The 16859-nt window shown below is 54.1% G+C and carries 19 protein-coding genes; 12 read left to right on the top strand and 7 right to left on the bottom strand.

The annotated features are described in order from the left end of the window. Positions 1-30: 30 nt before the first annotated feature. Entirely contained in the window at positions 31-684 is a 654-nt protein-coding gene (gene nfsB, locus LN244_RS08740; protein ID WP_239039415.1) for an oxygen-insensitive NAD(P)H nitroreductase, read from the bottom strand. Positions 685-855: 171 nt separating this feature from the next. Here nfsB and LN244_RS08735 point away from each other — a divergent pair, with 171 nt between their 5' ends. The 7 genes from LN244_RS08735 to LN244_RS08705 all read left to right on the top strand — a co-directional run bounded on the left by LN244_RS08735 (position 856) and on the right by LN244_RS08705 (position 5308). Next, positions 856-1038, top strand: coding sequence for a tRNA (uracil-5-)-methyltransferase (locus LN244_RS08735; RefSeq protein ID WP_239039414.1), 183 nt, complete (start codon positions 856-858; stop codon positions 1036-1038). A 169-nt stretch (positions 1039-1207) separates the two neighbouring features. Next, positions 1208-2035 (top strand): CvfB family protein, encoded by an 828-nt coding sequence (locus LN244_RS08730; protein WP_239039413.1) that lies wholly within the window; start codon positions 1208-1210, stop codon positions 2033-2035. 82 nt (positions 2036-2117) lie between these two features. After that, the gene (locus LN244_RS08725) at positions 2118-2387 is read left to right on the top strand and encodes a PepSY domain-containing protein (RefSeq protein ID WP_239039412.1); all 270 of its coding nucleotides are present in this window, start codon (positions 2118-2120) and stop codon (positions 2385-2387) included. A 10-nt stretch (positions 2388-2397) separates the two neighbouring features. Continuing rightward, positions 2398-2931 carry a cytochrome b/b6 domain-containing protein gene (locus tag LN244_RS08720; protein WP_239039411.1) on the top strand — a complete coding sequence of 178 codons (534 nt, stop codon included), beginning with the start codon at positions 2398-2400 and terminating at the stop codon, positions 2929-2931. Positions 2932-2971: 40 nt separating this feature from the next. Next, positions 2972-3289, top strand: coding sequence for a PepSY domain-containing protein (locus LN244_RS08715; protein ID WP_239039410.1), 318 nt, complete (start codon positions 2972-2974; stop codon positions 3287-3289). Between the two features lie 2 nt (positions 3290-3291). Further along, a complete protein-coding gene (locus LN244_RS08710; protein ID WP_239039409.1) occupies positions 3292-3969 on the top strand; it encodes a response regulator transcription factor in 678 nt (225 codons plus the stop codon). Position 3970: 1 nt separating this feature from the next. Then, positions 3971-5308 (top strand): sensor histidine kinase, encoded by a 1338-nt coding sequence (locus LN244_RS08705; protein WP_239039408.1) that lies wholly within the window; start codon positions 3971-3973, stop codon positions 5306-5308. A 31-nt stretch (positions 5309-5339) separates the two neighbouring features. On the opposite strand, the gene LN244_RS08700 is transcribed toward LN244_RS08705, so the two are convergent. Continuing rightward, the gene (locus LN244_RS08700; protein WP_239039407.1) at positions 5340-6398 is read right to left on the bottom strand and encodes an NAD(P)H-dependent flavin oxidoreductase; all 1059 of its coding nucleotides are present in this window, start codon (positions 6396-6398) and stop codon (positions 5340-5342) included. A gap of 95 nt (positions 6399-6493) precedes the next feature. On the opposite strand from LN244_RS08700, the gene LN244_RS08695 reads away from it, so the two are divergent. Next, on the top strand, positions 6494-7372 hold the full coding sequence (locus tag LN244_RS08695; RefSeq protein WP_239039406.1) for a LysR family transcriptional regulator: 879 nt from the start codon (positions 6494-6496) through the stop codon (positions 7370-7372). A gap of 2 nt (positions 7373-7374) precedes the next feature. Here LN244_RS08695 and LN244_RS08690 read toward each other — a convergent pair whose 3' ends face one another. The 4 genes from LN244_RS08690 to LN244_RS08675 form a co-directional block, all read right to left on the bottom strand. Beyond that, the gene (locus tag LN244_RS08690; RefSeq protein ID WP_239039405.1) at positions 7375-7863 is read right to left on the bottom strand and encodes a Sel1-like repeat-containing protein kinase family protein; all 489 of its coding nucleotides are present in this window, start codon (positions 7861-7863) and stop codon (positions 7375-7377) included. Positions 7864-8188: 325 nt separating this feature from the next. Beyond that, a complete protein-coding gene (locus tag LN244_RS08685) occupies positions 8189-8653 on the bottom strand; it encodes an aminoacyl-tRNA deacylase (RefSeq protein WP_239039404.1) in 465 nt (154 codons plus the stop codon). Between the two features lie 113 nt (positions 8654-8766). Beyond that, the gene (locus LN244_RS08680; protein WP_239039403.1) at positions 8767-9141 is read right to left on the bottom strand and encodes a thiol-disulfide oxidoreductase DCC family protein; all 375 of its coding nucleotides are present in this window, start codon (positions 9139-9141) and stop codon (positions 8767-8769) included. A gap of 106 nt (positions 9142-9247) precedes the next feature. Continuing rightward, the gene (locus LN244_RS08675) at positions 9248-10186 is read right to left on the bottom strand and encodes a LysR family transcriptional regulator (protein WP_239039402.1); all 939 of its coding nucleotides are present in this window, start codon (positions 10184-10186) and stop codon (positions 9248-9250) included. 159 nt (positions 10187-10345) lie between these two features. Between LN244_RS08675 and ydiJ the strand changes: the two genes are divergently transcribed. Together ydiJ and rraA are read left to right on the top strand one after the other, a co-directional pair. Further along, the gene (gene ydiJ, locus LN244_RS08670) at positions 10346-13396 is read left to right on the top strand and encodes a D-2-hydroxyglutarate dehydrogenase YdiJ (protein WP_239039401.1); all 3051 of its coding nucleotides are present in this window, start codon (positions 10346-10348) and stop codon (positions 13394-13396) included. Positions 13397-13501: 105 nt separating this feature from the next. Next, on the top strand, positions 13502-13993 hold the full coding sequence (rraA, locus tag LN244_RS08665) for a ribonuclease E activity regulator RraA (RefSeq protein WP_239039400.1): 492 nt from the start codon (positions 13502-13504) through the stop codon (positions 13991-13993). Positions 13994-14285: 292 nt separating this feature from the next. Here rraA and LN244_RS08660 read toward each other — a convergent pair whose 3' ends face one another. Next, a complete protein-coding gene (locus LN244_RS08660) occupies positions 14286-15512 on the bottom strand; it encodes an EAL and HDOD domain-containing protein (RefSeq protein ID WP_239039399.1) in 1227 nt (408 codons plus the stop codon). A 125-nt stretch (positions 15513-15637) separates the two neighbouring features. Between LN244_RS08660 and ylqF the strand changes: the two genes are divergently transcribed. After that, the gene (gene ylqF / locus LN244_RS08655; protein WP_239039398.1) at positions 15638-16561 is read left to right on the top strand and encodes a ribosome biogenesis GTPase YlqF; all 924 of its coding nucleotides are present in this window, start codon (positions 15638-15640) and stop codon (positions 16559-16561) included. Next, the gene (locus tag LN244_RS08650) at positions 16558-16857 is read left to right on the top strand and encodes a hypothetical protein (RefSeq protein ID WP_239039397.1); all 300 of its coding nucleotides are present in this window, start codon (positions 16558-16560) and stop codon (positions 16855-16857) included. Before ylqF ends, LN244_RS08650 begins: the two co-directional genes overlap by 4 nt. Positions 16858-16859: the final 2 nt, after the last annotated feature.

The following is a 16859-nucleotide window of genomic DNA, read 5'->3' as shown; positions in this document are numbered from 1 at the left end:
GTGCCTTGGGACGCCCTGTCAGGGGTGGGGTTAAAGATGGGTCAATATTTCGTTTTCCGGCAGTCGGGACTTAGGCAGTTTGGCATTAAAGTCGTCGACAGCACGGTAGCCCAAAGCAATGGCTGCTACAGCGGTGAAGCCTTTCTGCGGCAGCTCGAATTCCTCATTCAGTACGGCGGTATCGATACCTTCGAGGGGAACAGCATCAACCCCCAGCGCGGCTGCGCCCAGTAGCAGGGAGCCCATGTTCAGGTATACCTGTTTTTCCATCCATTGAGGTGCATCACCCAGATCGACGCGATGTAGATTAACGAAATGTGCACGAACACCTTTCGTCATCTCTTTCACCGAGTCGTCAGGAAAACGACCGTCGGCTTCTTCCGTTGCCAACAGATGATCCAGATAGTCGTCGTCGATCTCGGTTTTGGCGCAGAAGAGCACCACATGCGATGCATTGAGTACCTTGGCTTCGTTGGCCTTGAAAGCCCCCTGTGTCCCTTTGGCTAAACGCTGTTTGCCCTCATCAGTGTGGGCAATGATGAAATGCCAGGGCTGGGAATTGACGCTGGATGGGCTGTATCGCAGCAGTGACTGGATCTGGTCAAAGGCTTCTGGCGCAATTTTTCGGGACGGATCGAAGGCTTTGGTGGAATAACGTGTCAGTGCAATATCAGTCAGGTTCAAGGTGAGTCCCCTTGTTAATGAATGTGTCTGTCGTTGACCTATATTGGGTTGGTTTGAGACGAAACAAGTACATCAGTGCTGTGATTGCAGGATCTGTTGACAGGTGAAGCTCGACAACCCGATCAGGGTTACTCATCATACGGGTGAGCAATCAGTTTGAGAGGTCAGGCTATGTCGGATGAAAAGGTCGTGAATTTTGGTTCAGCAGCGGATCGACATCGGGAGCGCAAACAGCATGAACGCAAGGAAAGCCGTGTTGAGTCAATGCGTGAGCGATTTGCCGCCGCCTTGCCTGACAAGCCGACGCCGGTGAAGGACTATTTCAAAAAGAAACGGGCGAAGAAAAAACGCTAGTGACGTTTATGGAGAGGGTGAATTGTGATCGATCGAGACTGATCGACCTGCATCAATGAGAGTAAACTCGGGTATACTGTGCAAGGCACTCAGGTGAGTGCCTTTTTTGTTGTCACCGCACTGGTTGCATGTGTTGTGGTGAGTGTAAAGACAGGATCAGGGGTACTAAATGGCCGATACGGGGCAGTTCAACAAGCTGAAAGTCATCCGCGAAGTGGAATTCGGCGTTTATCTGGATGGCGGGAGTGCCGGCGGTATTCTGCTGCCCAAGTCTGAAGTCCCCGAAGGTGCTCGTCTGGGTGACCGGCTGCATGTATTCGTCTATCTGGATTCCAACGACGAGCCGATTGCAACGACACGGCGCCCCCGTGCCCAGGTGGGTCAGTTTGCCAACCTGAAAGTGGTCGAAGTGAATAAGGTGGGGGCATTCCTGGACTGGGGACTGCCGAAGGATCTGTTTCTTCCCTTCAATGAACAGGTTAAACCGCTCCAGGCGGGAGACTATGTCACCGTATTCCTGTATCTGGACAATACCAATCGTATTGCTGCGACAACAAAGCTGGAGAAGCACCTGGAGAGCGGAGAAGACTACAAGCAGGCGCAGCTTGTTGAGTTGTTGGTTGTTCGCCCTACTGATATTGGATATCAGGTGATCATCGATAACCGTGTCATGGGGTTGCTGCATCAACAGGATATCCATCGCCCCGTTCGTCCTGGACAGCGTATGTCCGGCTTCATCAAGCATGTACGCGAGGATGGCAAAATTGACGTCATGTTGGAGAAGCCGGGTTATGGGCGCGTGGACCCGCTGTCTCAGCAGGTTCTCAAGTACCTTGAAGCGCGCAGCGGCTTTTGCCCGCTGGGTGACAAGAGCGATCCTGATGCGATTCGTGAAACCTTCGGTGTCAGCAAGAAGGCCTACAAGATGGCACTGGGGAAGTTGATGAAGTCAGGCCGGATACGGCAGGATGAAAAGGGTATTTATCTTCAGAACTGACCAGACGGCCTGCTTTCTTTAAGTTTCATTTCATCCCGCCTCCCTAAACTGACTCCTGTTAACCAATACAGGAGTCAGTTACATGAAAACACTGCTTGCATCTCTGTTGATTTCATCAGCCATTATTTCCGCACCCGCGATAGCGGGGGACAAGTGCGATGTGCCCAAGGATGAATGGCAGAGCGAACAATCGTTTCGCGATGCAATACAGGCCAAAGGCTGGGAGATCAAAAAATTCAAAGTTGATGACGGCTGTTACGAAATCTACGGGTACGACGATAAGCAGCGCCGTATTGAAGCCTACTTCGATCCCAAAACTTTTGACACTGTGAAAATGAAAGTCGAGGACTGAGGAGGCGATGATGGTCACTGTGAAAGTGTGGGATCCCTTTGTACGTTTCTTTCACTGGGCACTGGTATTCTGCTTCACAGTGGCCTGGTTGAGTGCTGACGAGTGGCAGGACCTCCATGAGCTTGCTGGTTACACGGCAGCCATACTGGTGAGTTGTCGCGTCATCTGGGGTTTTGTTGGTCCTCGTTATGCTCGCTTCACGCAGTTTGTACACCACCCTGCAAAAGTACTGGAGTACCTCAAAACAATGTGGAGCGGCCATGAGCTGCGGTATATTGGCCATAATCCGGCAGGTGGATTGATGGTAGTGGTTTTGCTGTGCTCATTAGCGCTGCTGACATTCACTGGCTGGCTGGGCACTGACATCCTCTGGGGTGAATCCTGGGTAGAGGAGGTCCATGAATCGGTGGCCAATCTATTACTTATTCTGGTTCTGTTGCACCTGAGTGGAGTCGTGTTGGCAAGCCTCAGGCACCGTGAAAGCCTGATCAAGGCGATGCTGACCGGGCGCAAGCGTGGCCCCGGTCATGCTGACATAGAGTAATCATGCCTTTGATAGCCGTTGAACAAAGCCGGGGGACTGCGTGGTTCAGTTCAAGCATCTGTTTTCATTAACGATACTGTTGGTGGGGGGGCTGGCCTCTGCGACCAGCTTCGCTAGCCGTCATCTGGATCAGGATGAGGTGCTTGAGCTGGTGCGAGAAGGAAAAATCCGGCCTTTGAGTGAGCTGATGGCGTTGAATCCCGAACGCTTCCGGGGGCATCTGCTGGATGTGGAAATCGAGTATGAAGATGGCGTGCTCATTTACGAGATTGAACTTCTGGACAGCTCAGGTGTGGTACGTGAGTTTGAGCTGGATCCACTGACCGGGGACGTACTCAAGGAAGAAATCGAGGACTGATCATGAGGCTATTGCTGGTCGAAGATGATGCCGAACTGGTGGATCGTCTCAAAGCTTTTCTGAATAAAGCGGGTTATGTCGTGGAGACGGCTTCTGATGGAGTTGATGGGCAGTTTCTGGGCCTGGAAGAGTCCTTCGACGCGGTCATTCTGGATCTTGGTCTGCCCAAAAAATCCGGTATGGATGTGCTGAAGAGCTGGCGAAAAACCGGGCGGGACATGCCGGTACTGGTTCTGACCGCCCGTGATGCCTGGCATGAGCGGGTTGATGGCCTCAAGGCTGGTGCTGATGACTATCTTGGCAAACCCTTTCATCCTGAGGAACTTCTGGCACGCCTTGAAGCCTTGGTCAGGCGTAATCATGGTCATGCCAGTAGTCAGCTGGAAGTGGCAGGCATTCAGTTGGATATCAGCCGACAGATTGTTGCAGATGCGCAGGGGCGAAAGCATCAACTGACTGGAACGGAGTTCCGTCTATTGCGGTATATGATGTTGAATGCTGATCGTATTCTCTCCAAGACCGAATTAAGTGAACATGTGTACGAGGAAGAGCATCTGCGTGACAGCAATGTCATTGAAGTTTATATCAACCGGTTGCGGCAGCTTTTGGGTAAGGAGGTCATCCTGACACGTCGAGGTCAGGGGTATTGTCTGCCATCCTCATCCGGGCAGGTTATCTGAGATGCGTCGGGAAGAGGGATCGCTTGAGTGGCGAATCCGTCGGCAGCTTCTGTTTGGGTTGTTGGCGGTGATGGCATTATTGTTGGCTGTGGTTCATATCAGTGTGACCCATCTGACTCGAAACTTTATCGTCAACGGGCTGGATGCTGAGGCCGAGAATCTGATCGCAGTGCTGGAGCGCGATGCCCAGGGGGGCTGGCAGCTCAACAACGACGGGTTGGCACAGGCTTATCAGCGTGTTCACTCGGGTCACTATTTCAGGCTCGTATCCGAAACGGCCAGCTTCAGATCGCGCTCGCTTTGGGACTATGAGCCCGTCATTGAAGTACATTCCTCAGGGCAGAAAAGTGTACAGGTGATGTCGGGTATTGGTGATCAGCACTGGCTGGTGGTCCAGCGGGGGTTTATCAGGCAGGGGGAACTGTTTACGTTGTGGCTTGCAGAGGATATTGCTGAGCTGCGGCAGCGACAGTGGCGCTTCGAGTTTTCTTTGCTGGTCTTGTTTGGTTTGAGTATTCCGGCACTCCTGTTGTTGCAAAAACGTGTACTGAAACGAGGCTTTGCGCGTCTGGAGCCCTTGCGCAAGGTGCTGGCACAACAGCAAGCTGGTGAAACGGTTGACTTGCCAGGCGACGTGCCCGACGAGGTGGCGCCTTTGGTCGCCAGTATTACTCAGCTGTTACACCAGTCCGGCGAGCAGATTAGCCGTTCACGTATGGCTGTGGGTAATCTGGCGCACGAACTTAAACGCCCCCTGCAACAGTTGCAGTGGCTGGCCGATCAGCACCCTGACCCTGAGCAGGGCGAGCAATTGATGCTGCTTTACAGGGAATTGCATCAGAAAGTTGAGCGTGAACTGAGAAGAGCACGTATTGCCGGGACGCCGGGCCCGGGACGTCAGTTTGTACCGCGCGAGGAAGTGCCTCATATTGTCCGGCTTTTGCAGCGAATCGGTCGCAGCGATCTGGATTTATCAGCCGAATTGCCCGATGGTGCCATGCCGTTTGATCGTGATGACATGCTGGAGCTGGTCGGGAATCTTCTGGATAACGCATGGCGCCACGCATCCTCTCGCGTCCAGTTGCGTGTGAAGGCGCCCTCAGCTGACAATCCTTTGTGGTCTCTTTGTGTCGAAGATGACGGTCCAGGTGTAGAAGATCAGCATCTTGAGGTGCTCGCCGAACGAGGCATGCGTATCGACGAAACCAGTGGCGAGGGCAGCGGCCTTGGCCTGTCGCTGTGCAGGTCCATCGTCGAAAGCTACAACGGTCGCCTGGAGTTCAGGCATGCCGACGCCGGGGGGCTTCAGGTATGTGTGCTCCTGGCTCCACCGGCCTAGTGTCAGCAGTCGTACCCCTGGAGCAGCTGTTTTATGGTTTCTCCCTATTATTGCATGCTGAAGCGAGAAGGCGTGTTAACTCCCCGGCCGATACAGGCCTGCAGCCGGTGACATTTTGTCCGGCCCAGAGTGGTGTAAAGTCACCAGAGCCGAGGCTTTCAGCCCGAGACCGTAAGGGGGCAGACGCAGCCGTAGCCAGGGGGAAGGGGGGAGCTGCCGGATTGATCGGTCCCTGTTCACGAATCATGCGGTTTACAATCCCCCTTGCCAGACGCCCACTGAATACATTGGTCAACACCGTATGCCGTGCTGCATCACTTTGTAACACTTCACGATGGACAGGCGAGGTTTTGGCTTCGTGGCAGAGCAAGTAAGCCGTTCCGACTTGCACACCCGAAGCCCCTAATGACATGGCGTTTCGCACATCTTCGGCATCAGCGATGCCGCCGGCGGCGATTACAGGTACGTTGACGGCAGTAACGATCTGCGGCAGAAGCGCAAAGATGCTCGTCTGGCTGTCGGGGTCTTCTGTCAGGAACATGCCTCGATGTCCACCCGCCTCAATACCCTGAGCGATGATTGCATCCACCCCTTGCTGCTCCAGCCAGCAAGCCTCCTCAACTGTGGTGGCGGAAGAGATGATTTTGGCACCACTGTCTTTTACCTGCTGCAATAACACGGTGTCGGGTAGCCCGAAATGAAAGCTTACGATTTCAGGTTTTAACTCGCTGACCACCCGGGCCATTTCCTGATTGAACGGCTGTCGGCTCGCGCCAGAAGGGGCTGAGGCCATATCGACATCCAGCTCTGCATAGTAGGGACGGAACCGCTCGAGCCAGCGTCGCTGTTGTTCGTCTATCACAACAGGTTGGCGATGGCAGAAAAAGTTGAGATTGACGGGGTGAGATGTTCGCTCACGAAAATGGATGACTGACTCGCGCACATCCTGTGGTGTCAGCATGGCGCAGGGAATTGAACCCAGCCCTCCTGCAACAGAGACCGCGGCAGCGAGCTCCCAGTCCTGAACACCGGCCATGGGAGCCTGAATGATAGGGCGCTGAATGTTGAGTAGATCAGTCAATGGAAGCATGAGAGTTCCGTCATGGTAAGAGTGAGTTGCGCTCTTTATTAGACAGGAGTCGGATATAATTAAAAACTGAATTTTCGTATTGGATTGTTCAGCAAATGAGAACTATAACGCTCGAAGATCTGCACATTTTCCAGACAGTCGTACGTGAAGGGGGCATACACAAGGCGGCTGACGTGCTCAACCGTGTGCCTTCCAATATCACAACCCGAATCAAAAGGTTTGAAGAACGGTTGGGGTGTTTGCTGTTTCGCCGTCAGGGGCGGGGGCTGGTTCTGACGGAAGCAGGGAAGCGGTTGCTGGGTCATGCTGACAAGATGCTGCGCCTGGCTGACGAAGTGGCCCGGGATATGACTCAGGCTGGCGTGGCTGGAGTCTTGCAGCTGGGGTCACTGGAAAGCGCAGCAGCGGTTCGCTTGCCGGACCTGTTGTCGAGCTATCATGTCCGTTACCCGGAAGTCTCTGTACATCTCAAGACCGGAAGTACAGGTGCGCTTCTGTCCATGCTGAAGGATCACGAGATTGAGGCGGCACTGGTATCTGAGCCGTTCAATGCAGATCAGATGAACGCTCTGCCAGTCTTTCAGGAAGAATTGGTGTTGATTACCGCATTGGGGCATCCGAACATAAGGTCACCGAAAGATCTGCAGGTCGATGCAGTGGCAGCCTTTCCACACGGGTGTTCTTACCGTCGCTGCCTGTTGGAATGGCTGGGCGCGGCGGGGGTATCGCCCAAGCGCATCATGGATCTGGGGTCCTATCATGCAATTGTGGCATCTGTTGCTGCGGGTGCTGCCTTCGGCATCCTGCCGATATCGGTCTTGAACAATGCGGTTCAGGGCAGCAATGTGCAGCAGCATACATTACCGCAAGCACTGTCGGTCAATGTGACTCACCTTGTATGGCAGGGGCCGTCAAGCCTGGCGTTGCAAGGCCTCATTGATCTGCTGAGTGAGGCCAGGGCAGAGGGGGAGTAGGGTCAGCGGGCGTTTTCCGGGAGCTGCTTGAGATATTCGCTTGCGTCTATGCTGCCTTCATCTGCTGCGCGTTTTAGCCACTTGAGCCCTTCGGACTCGCTTTTTGCAGTCCCTATACCTTCATACAAGGCTCTGCCGTAATGATAACGCGCCAGTATTGAATAGCCTGCTTCGTCATCCAGTTCTGCGCCTTTTTTCATCAGAGCGGTTGCGTAGGCAAGATCCCGGGGAACGCCTATGCCGGATTCATAGATCTGGGCCAGCCAAATCATGGAGTAGACATCATTCCAGCGCTCAATACAGTCTTCAAAAATACGAATGGCAGCTGCATGGTTGCCTGTTTTGTCAGCAGCATAGCCATAGAGACACTTGATGCGTTTGTCTGACTCAATATAAGACTCGTAACTGAGGTCGCTGGTGGTGCCATCAGCGTGAGCAGAAAGTGAAAAAACTGAGGCCGCTATGGTGACAATGACTTTTCTTTTGAACATGACAGATTCCTTCTGGTTTGTTCGTAGGCCGTGAACAGGGCAGTCTCTGGATGAGAAAAACAGGCCGTCCACGCACTGTGGGTCAGGCCAAACATCCGCTATTGCTGTTGTAGGACTGAAGACAGGGCTATTCAAGGCGCGAATTAAAGAACAGGCCCAAAGTATGTGAAGCTGGCGAGACTAAAGCCTCAGGGTAACGGCCAGAGGGTGTACGTTCGATACCCGGGAGCTGGACATGTCATTGAACGATGATCGTCAAGTTGATGAAGCTTACGAGTAATGGGAAACGGCGCCAACAGGCGCCGTTTTGGATATTTCATGTTGCTTAATGGCTGATCCTGCCGTGGGGATACGCAGCCATCAGGTGAGCGAACGAAGACTTGTCCAGTCGCAGCAGGTCCATATGATCGCCGCATTCGAAATAGCAATCATCTTCCTCTGCCAAGGCATCATCCCAGATGACGGGCATATTGTAAGCCTGACCCAGTGAGGGTACGGCGCCCTGTTTGCAGTCACTGAAGAGGATATTGACGTCCTGTTGCGAAGCCGGCTCAAGCAAACGATTCATGCTGTGATTGATGGCCTCCAGATCGGCCATGCGGTCAGAGGGCACCATGGCCATAACAAAGCCTTCTTCGTCTTTGAGCACCACTCCCTTGGCGACTTTCCGTGCAGGCAACTGGGCAGCCATCGCAGAACTCATCATGGTTTCGGCATAGGTGTGGTGAAGCATGCGGTAAGCGACGTGCTGACCCTCGAGAAACCTTTGCACAGTGGGAGCAAGGGACATAATACTAACCTCCCCGAAAGAATCGGATTAAGGTTTATGCAGGAAGATCTGCACCCTTTAGCATAGTGCATTTTCCGATTTGGGCTATAGCCCATGCTGATGATTGTTACCGTTCAGCGCGGTGGCAGCTTGCAGCCTTGGTTGCACCGTTTTCGAAAACGCCAGCGCGCAAATGTGTGATAGAAAACATCCAGCGGACGCGCAAGGTGAAGTGCTCTTATCAGCCATGCCAGGTGGCGGTAATAGGGAAGGCTTTGCCAAACGATCAAGAATGCATATACGCCCTTGCATACAGAACCGTCTGAATCCACTGCATGGATTACACGCATGGCGTTCGTTGTGTCGATGCCATAGGTCCTAACCGTGCAGTCAGGGGCAAACAGGTCCTGCCAGTCGACCCTTTGATGATGATCCAGTCTCTGATAATGGGCAATTTCCCGGCGGCATAGGGGACATTGCCCATCATAAAAAAGGACAGGTCTACGCAATGGAATTCCTCACTTTTTACTGACGAACTATCGTACGAGCAGACTTCTCTTTCGGATTGCATAACCTCCATGAGATCCGGTGGATAGAACAGACTGAGCGAAGCACTCAACCAGAGGTGCAGACCCACTCGGGCAGGCTGATGTTCCCAAGATGCTGGCGCAGCGTGTTAAGTAAAGCCGCAGCAGCCGGGCTGAGTGCTCGACCCTGGCGCGTAATGATGCAGATTTCACGCTCGATGATGGGCTCATCCAGAGGGATAAACGTGAGGCCGGCAAATGAATGTACGTCTGCAGCCAGGGCGGGCAGCAACGTAATCCCGAGCCCCTGGCTGATCAGTGCGGCCATTCCGGCCGGATTTGAAACCTCGATCTGGGGCGAGTCAACTCGAATCGGAATCTTGCCGCTTTGACTGAACCGTTTCAGTTGGGCGCGAATGCCGGTGTCTGCGGACAACAGCAGGAGGTTGCTGTTGGGGACCTCCCGCCATTGCACTGAAGACCGGTCAGCTAGAGGATGGTCGCTGGGAACGACGAGACCATAGCGGTCACGTATGAGCGGGGCGTAATCCAGTTCTGACTGCTGAGAGTGGTTGCCGGCAATGGCGAAGTCGACTTCATTGTTGAGTACCCGCTGTTCAAGGCTGCCGGCACTTTCGTCTCGTATATTGATCTGAATGGATGGGTACTGGTTGCGGAACTGCGATAAAGCGCTGGGCAGCAGTCGGGTCACGACGGATGGAGAGCCTGCCACACTGACATGACCCTGCTGTAGTTGGGCGCGAGCCCGGAGATCGGCCAATGCGGCCGTAAAATCAGACACCAGACGCTCGGCCACCGGTAGAAAGCGCTCGCCCTCGGCGCTGAGGATCACGCGGCGTGTTGTCCGATCAAACAGTGTGAGGCCGGCGTCCTGCTCAAGCTGCTTGATGGTTGCCGTCAAGGCTGATTGAGTCAGATGGAGATGTCCCGCTGCTCGGGTAAAGCTGCCGCAGCGAGCCACTTCTATGAACGCCTGAAGATGGCGTACCCCGATAGGAGAGCTCATAATTAATAAATATAAGTGTCTAATTAATAGAATTTAATCGTTTGAATGATAAATCAGGATTCTGCATCATTACCCGCTATTGAACAATGGCTGTAACTGTTGGCAGCCATACTCGGCCCTGTAGGCCCGTGCGTACAGTATTTAGCCCCGGAGAGCACCATGATCCCTCGCATTGACAAGATCGATGACACCCAAAGCCTGTATCTGGACTTTATCGAAACCCTCAAGCAGCAGGGCTTCAAGGGGGACTTGAACCCGGACTATGCCAACCGAGTGGTATTGGCAACGGATAACAGTATTTATCAGGTACTGCCTCAAGGTGTGCTGTACCCGAAAAACACCGATGACCTGGTCATGATCGCCAGCCTGTCCAACGAGCCTCGCTTCCGTGAGGTGGTACTGAGCGCGCGAGGCGGTGGCACCGGCACCAACGGTCAGTCACTGACGGATGGTCTGATCGTGGATGTTTCCAAGCACATGAATCGCATCCTCGAGATCAACCCGGACGAGCGTTGGGTACGTGTTCAGGGCGGGGTGGTAAAGGATCAGCTCAATGCAGCACTGAAGCCCTATGGCCTTTTCTTTGCGCCAGAACTGTCGACCAGTAACCGCGCGACGGTCGGCGGGATGATCAATACGGATGCCAGCGGCCAGGGCTCAGTGCTGTATGGAAAGACCCGTGATCATGTGCTGGAACTGACCAGCGTATGGCTGGATGGCAACCTGTGGCAGTCAGGTCCAATCAGCGACGAGGAACTGGAGCAGATCAAGCAGCGAGAGGACCGTGTCGGTGAAGCTCACCGCCTGCTGGACTCAATCCAGAAAGACAAACAGGCCGAGATCGATGCCTGTTTCCCCAAACTCAACCGTTGCCTGACCGGTTACGATTTGGCACATATCCGTGATGAGTCCGGTCGTTTCAACCTGAACTCAATTTTATGCGGTGCAGAAGGCTCGTTGGCCTTCATTGCCGAGGCCAAGCTCAATGTGCTGCCCATCCCCAAACATGCGGCACTGGTCAATATCAAATATGACAGTTTCGAGTCTTCACTGCGTGACGCCAAGGCGTTGATGGAGTGGCAGCCGACCTCCATCGAAACCATCGATTCGAAGGTGCTGAATCTGGCAATGGGGGACATCGTATGGGATACGGTGCGTGATTACTTCCCGGAAAAGGAAGGGGACCCTGCGATTCAGGGCATCAATCTGGTTGAGTACACCGGTGATGACGAGGCCGAGCTGCGGGCGAAGGTGGAAAAACTGTGTCAGCACCTGGAAGCGGTCAGTGGCCAAGCGGGTAAAAGCTTTGGCTATACCGTGGTCTATGGTGCGGCCGAGATCAACAAAGTCTGGGGTATGCGCAAGAAAGCGGTGGGGTTGCTGGGCAATGCTCAGGGTCAGAAACGCCCGATTCCGTTTGTTGAAGATACCGCTGTTCCGCCTGAAAACCTGGCTGATTTCATTATGGCTTTCCGCAAGGTGCTGGATGACAGAGGGCTGGCCTACGGCATGTTCGGACATGTGGATGCCGGTGTGCTTCATGTTCGTCCGGCGATCGACATGAAAGATCCTGCACAGGAAACGCTGATCCGCGAGATCACCGATGAAGTGGTACGCCTGACCCAGGAGTACAAGGGACTGTTGTGGGGAGAGCACGGTAAAGGTGTGCGTTCCGAATATGCACCTGAATTCTTTGGCCCGCTGTATCCGGTATTGCAGCAGATCAAGGGCTGTTTCGATCCGCGAAACCAGCTCAACCCCGGCAAGATCGCCACACCCATGATTGAGGGTGCCGAGCTGTTGAAAGTCGACAATGTGGCCACTCGTGGACAGTTCGACCGCCAGATCGGTGAGGCGACGCGCAACCAGTTTGATTCGGCGATGAACTGTAATGGCAACGGCGCCTGCTATAACTACGATCCTAACGACGCCATGTGCCCGAGCTGGAAAGGAACGCGAGAGCGTATTCATTCTCCCAAAGGGCGTGCCTCCCTGATTCGCGAGTGGTTACGACTGATGGCAAACCGTGGCGTTGAAGTGACCGCGGAAGCGGAACAGGTGCGCCAGCGGGGGTTTGTCCGTTCCCTGCCGAGCCGTATTCGAAACACACTGGCCAAGCGGAGAGGGGATTATGATTTCTCCAATGAGGTCCATGAGGCAATGATGGGGTGCCTGGCCTGTAAATCCTGTGTGGGCCAGTGTCCGATCAAGGTCAATGTGCCGGATTTCCGCGCCCGTTTCCTGGAAGTGTATTACGGCCGATATCTGCGCCCGATGAAGGACTACCTGGTGGGCAGTCTGGAGTACATGATTCCGACGTTATCGAAATTCCCGGCACCCTACAACTGGGCAATGCGCAACACTCTGGTGCGCAGTTTCATGCGCCGTGTGGGCGGTATGGTCGACAGCCCGGTCATTTGTACCAACAGCCTTAAACAGGGGCTGGATGCGCGGGGGATCGACTGGGCGACGCCCGCAGTAATCGAAGGGCTGACCGAAGCACAACGCAAGCGCACTGTCGTGATTGTTCAGGATGCCTTTACCAGCTATTTCGAAACGCGCCTGGTGCTGGATTTGGTTGATCTGCTTGGCAAGCTGGGTTTCTTCGTGCTGGTGGCACCCTTCATGCCCAACGGCAAGCCGTTGCATGTTCACGGCTTCATGAAGGCCTTCGATAAGGCGGCCAGGCGCAATGCGCAGATGTTGCAACAGATTGCGGCTTATGAAGTACCGCTTATTGGTATTGACCCCTCAATGACCCTGACGTATCGCCAGGAATACAAGGATGTGATTGAAGGTGAACTGCCGCCTGTGCAGTTGATTCAGGAATGGCTGAGTGCCCGGCTTGATCAAATGGAACGGCCGGAAATGGTGCCCAGTGTGTACCGTCTGCTGGCGCATTGTACCGAAAAGACCTCCGCTGCACCCACAATTCGTCAATGGCAGTCGATCTTCGAAGCGCTGGGGCAGACATTGGAGGTAGTCTCCACGGGGTGCTGTGGCATGTCGGGTACCTTTGGTCACGAAAGCGACAATCTGCAACGCTCGAAGGATATCTATGAATTGAGCTGGCGCGGGATCGTCAACGAGCCCGAGAACAAGGGCAAGCTGGTGGCCACGGGCTATTCTTGCCGCTCGCAGGTGAAGCGCTTTGATGATCAGCAGTTGCCGCACCCGGTTCAGGCGCTTCTGGCTGCCATGCGGGACTAGAAAGGCATCTCTTGTGTGCCGATTCTACTGCATAAGTTGTAGTGCAAATGCGGCATGGATCGGCGATCATCCCCGGCAACATTATTCGAATTGAAGGAGCACCCGATGGAAGACCTGCTGCCCGATCTGTGTGATCACTTTGAAGACCTGGTTCAGGTAGTCGAGCCCATGTTCGGCAACTATGGCGGTCGCGAAACCTTTGGTGGTCAGATTGTTACCATCAAAGCGTTCGAAGATAACTCACTGGTGCGTGAGCAGGTCGCTCAGCCAGGTGAAGGCAAGGTGCTGGTCGTTGATGGTGGCGCCTCCATGCGTCGTGCCATGCTGGGCGATATGCTGGCAGAAAAAGCGCAGAAGAACGGATGGGAAGGTATTATCATCTACGGCTGTATCCGTGACGTGAATGCGATTTCCGAGCTCGAGCTGGGTGTACAGGCACTGGGCACGCATCCAATGAAAACCGAAAAGTTGGGTGTTGGCCAGCTGAATGTACCGGTTACCTTTGGTGGTGTGACTTTCCGTCCGGGCGAGTATGTCTACGCGGACAACAACGGTGTGCTGGTTTCAGCGCAAAAACTGGAACTGCCCCAGGGCTGATTCCCGCCGGGGCTGTCGCTCTGATAGTCCCCGTTTTTCCCTTGTTCCTGACACTTTTTCATGTACGACCTTAAGCAATGCATGTAAGCATATGCTTTTATTGCACTTGTAAAAAAGTATAAAAAATAGGCAGAATTTCTGCGCGAAAAATTTTCAACGCTGTCTATACTGGTATTTAACAGCGCACGGGAGGTGTGTTGGCCTGCCCAGACAGGAGAATATGGAAATATGTTGCACGCATTCGGGCTTCCCCTTCACCGAATGCGTGCCTTTTATCGTCTAAAGTATGGGGTTATTCGTACATCGCCTGCATGGACTCCTTGGTCCATTTAAGGCTGTGGCGGTAAGTGGCTTCGTACAGGGATACATCAAAGTTGCTTGGCAGCAGGTCCCAGTCGCCTGATTCGTAGGCCATGACCTGCTTGAGCATTTGCCCCATCTCTCCCTTGCCCTCACTCAGTGCCAGTTTGATGTCATCACCCAGTGGCAACTGCTCGAGCAGGGTTGGCTGGTCGATATCGAGCATGGCGTGCAAGCCGGACATCATGCCGACCATGAAAAAACCGGATGGATTGGGCAGGTTAAGGCTCTGAGCAATCATCTCACACATGTGGCCACGAGTGAGCAGAATACGGGTCAGCTCTTCAGGCTTGTCCTTGTTGGCAGACATGGCGATCAGGGTGGCCCACTTGCGAACCTGTTCCATGCCCAGCAGTACCACCGCTTCAGCGACGGACTCCACCTGTCGAACCAGAGAGTACGCAGCCGAGTTGACGATGCGCAGGAGTTTGTAGGTCAGGATCGGATCGCGGATGATCATGTCTTCCAGGGCTTCCGGTGTGGTGGAAGGTTTCTGCAGTTCCTGAATCAGCTGCATCAGTGCAATCTGGTTGGCACTGACCTTACGGCCCTTGACGACTTTCGGCTTGCTCAGGAAGCTTCCCTGAAACAGCTTGTATCCACTCTGAATGCAGTCTTCAAGCGCTTCGAAGCTGGAAATGTTGCTGGCCAGCAGGGTGGACTTGTATGGGGCCAGGTGCTTTGCCTGTTCGTCAATTTCGTCTGTGCTCAAGTCGCTGACGTCGATACGTACGATCTTGGCCAGTTTAAGGGCGGTATCGTAGGCCGGGCTGTAGCGGAAGTCATGCAGCGCAAAGCGGTATCCTTCCTTGACCATGGCGTGAATGGCCCGCAGCAGTTCCATGTTGTCAGGCTCCGTGATGCGCACGGAGATCACCACCTGCTTGGCAGGCAGAGCGGGCATGCTGCCATCCAGGATCATTTTCTGACTTACGCGGATAAAAGCGGGTACGCGCTTGATCTCGCCCTGATCGGAAATGCTGGTGTAGGCATGCAACAGCAGTTCAGAGCCCGACTCGGCCTCCGGATCGATTTCCAGCATGGCATTCAGATGGCCTGCGTCATTGGCAACCAGTTCATAAGCGATCACGCGTTGCTGATGATCGAAGATAGGTTGCCGCGCCAGCAGGGTCTGGCTCTGTTCCGATGTGCTTTCCATGGATCTCCCCGGGTAGAGCTGAATTTAAAAGAGGATTTTATCATCACTTTCGGGCTTGCAGGTATGGTTGAGTTCATATGGCAGGTATAATGTGCAGCCTTCCGAACACAAGCACTGGATAGAGCATGACCCGTATCAACTGGTTTCCCGGCCATATGCACAAGGCGCGCAAAGAAATTGCGCAGGTAATGGATGAGATCGATGTGGTGATCGAAGTCCTGGATGCACGCCTGCCGATGTCCAGCGAAAACCCGTTGGTTGATCAGCTGCGCAAGGGTAAGCCGGTTCTGAAATTGCTGAACAAGCAGGATCTGGCAGACCCCGAACGTACTCAGGAATGGCTGGATTTCCTCAATGCCAAAGAGGGAATCACCGCCATGGCGCTTGATACCCAACAGAAGTCGCTGATCAAGCGTATTCCGGACATCTGCAAGAAGATGGTACCGGCTCGAGTACGTCAGGATCGTCCTGTACGTGCCATGATCATGGGGATTCCCAATGTGGGCAAATCAACCCTGATCAATGCGCTGTTGGGGCGCAAGATTGCCAAGGTTGGTAACGAACCGGCGGTTACCAAGGCACAGAAAAAATACAGTGTTCACAACGGCATGGCGCTGTCGGATACCCCCGGTATTCTTTGGCCCAAGATCGAGGATGAGGATTCCGGTTATCGCCTGGCTGCCAGCGGTGCGATCAAGGATACGGCCATCGAACACGAGATGGTGGCAGCCTATGCGGCAGGGTTCCTGTTGCACGATTATCCGCAGCGATTGCAGGAGCGTTACAAGTTGAAATCCTTGCCACAGGGTCAGGATGAGCTTCTGGACGAAATAGGCCGTAAACGCGGCTGCCTGCGTCCGGGTGGGGTTGTGGATCGCCATAAGGCATCGGAAATTTTGTTGACCGAGATGCGTGCCGGCAAACTGGGTCAAATCACCTTCGAAACCGTCGAAGAGTGGGAGCGTAAACGTATTGAGGCCGAACTGGCTGCAGCCGAAGCGGCTGCAGCAGAAGCGGCCGCCGCCGAGGCGGAGGAGCAGAAGTCATGAGTCGTAACAAGAAATCACGCAAACTGGGCAGCCTGATGACCGTTCTTGAGCGTAAGCCCAAGAAGCAGGAACTTTTGGCCGATCCGACCAGTAAGGAAAGTCGTCGCAAGAAAGCACTGGAGCAACGCAAGAAGCACCAGGCAATTGCTGACCGCAATAAAGATGCCACCATGCCGGCCAAAGAGCGTGACATCAAGGCAGGCCGCAAGGGAACACGTCATGGCGGTCCCCTTGCAGACAAGATCCGTAAGCTGAACGCTGAAAAGCGTGAGCACGAACAGGCGGCAAACGAGTAACC

This window comes from Marinobacterium sediminicola, from assembly GCF_022343685.1.
GTDB lineage: Bacteria > Pseudomonadota > Gammaproteobacteria > Pseudomonadales > Balneatricaceae > Marinobacterium > Marinobacterium sediminicola.
This window is presented reverse-complemented; position numbering and strand designations above follow the sequence as displayed.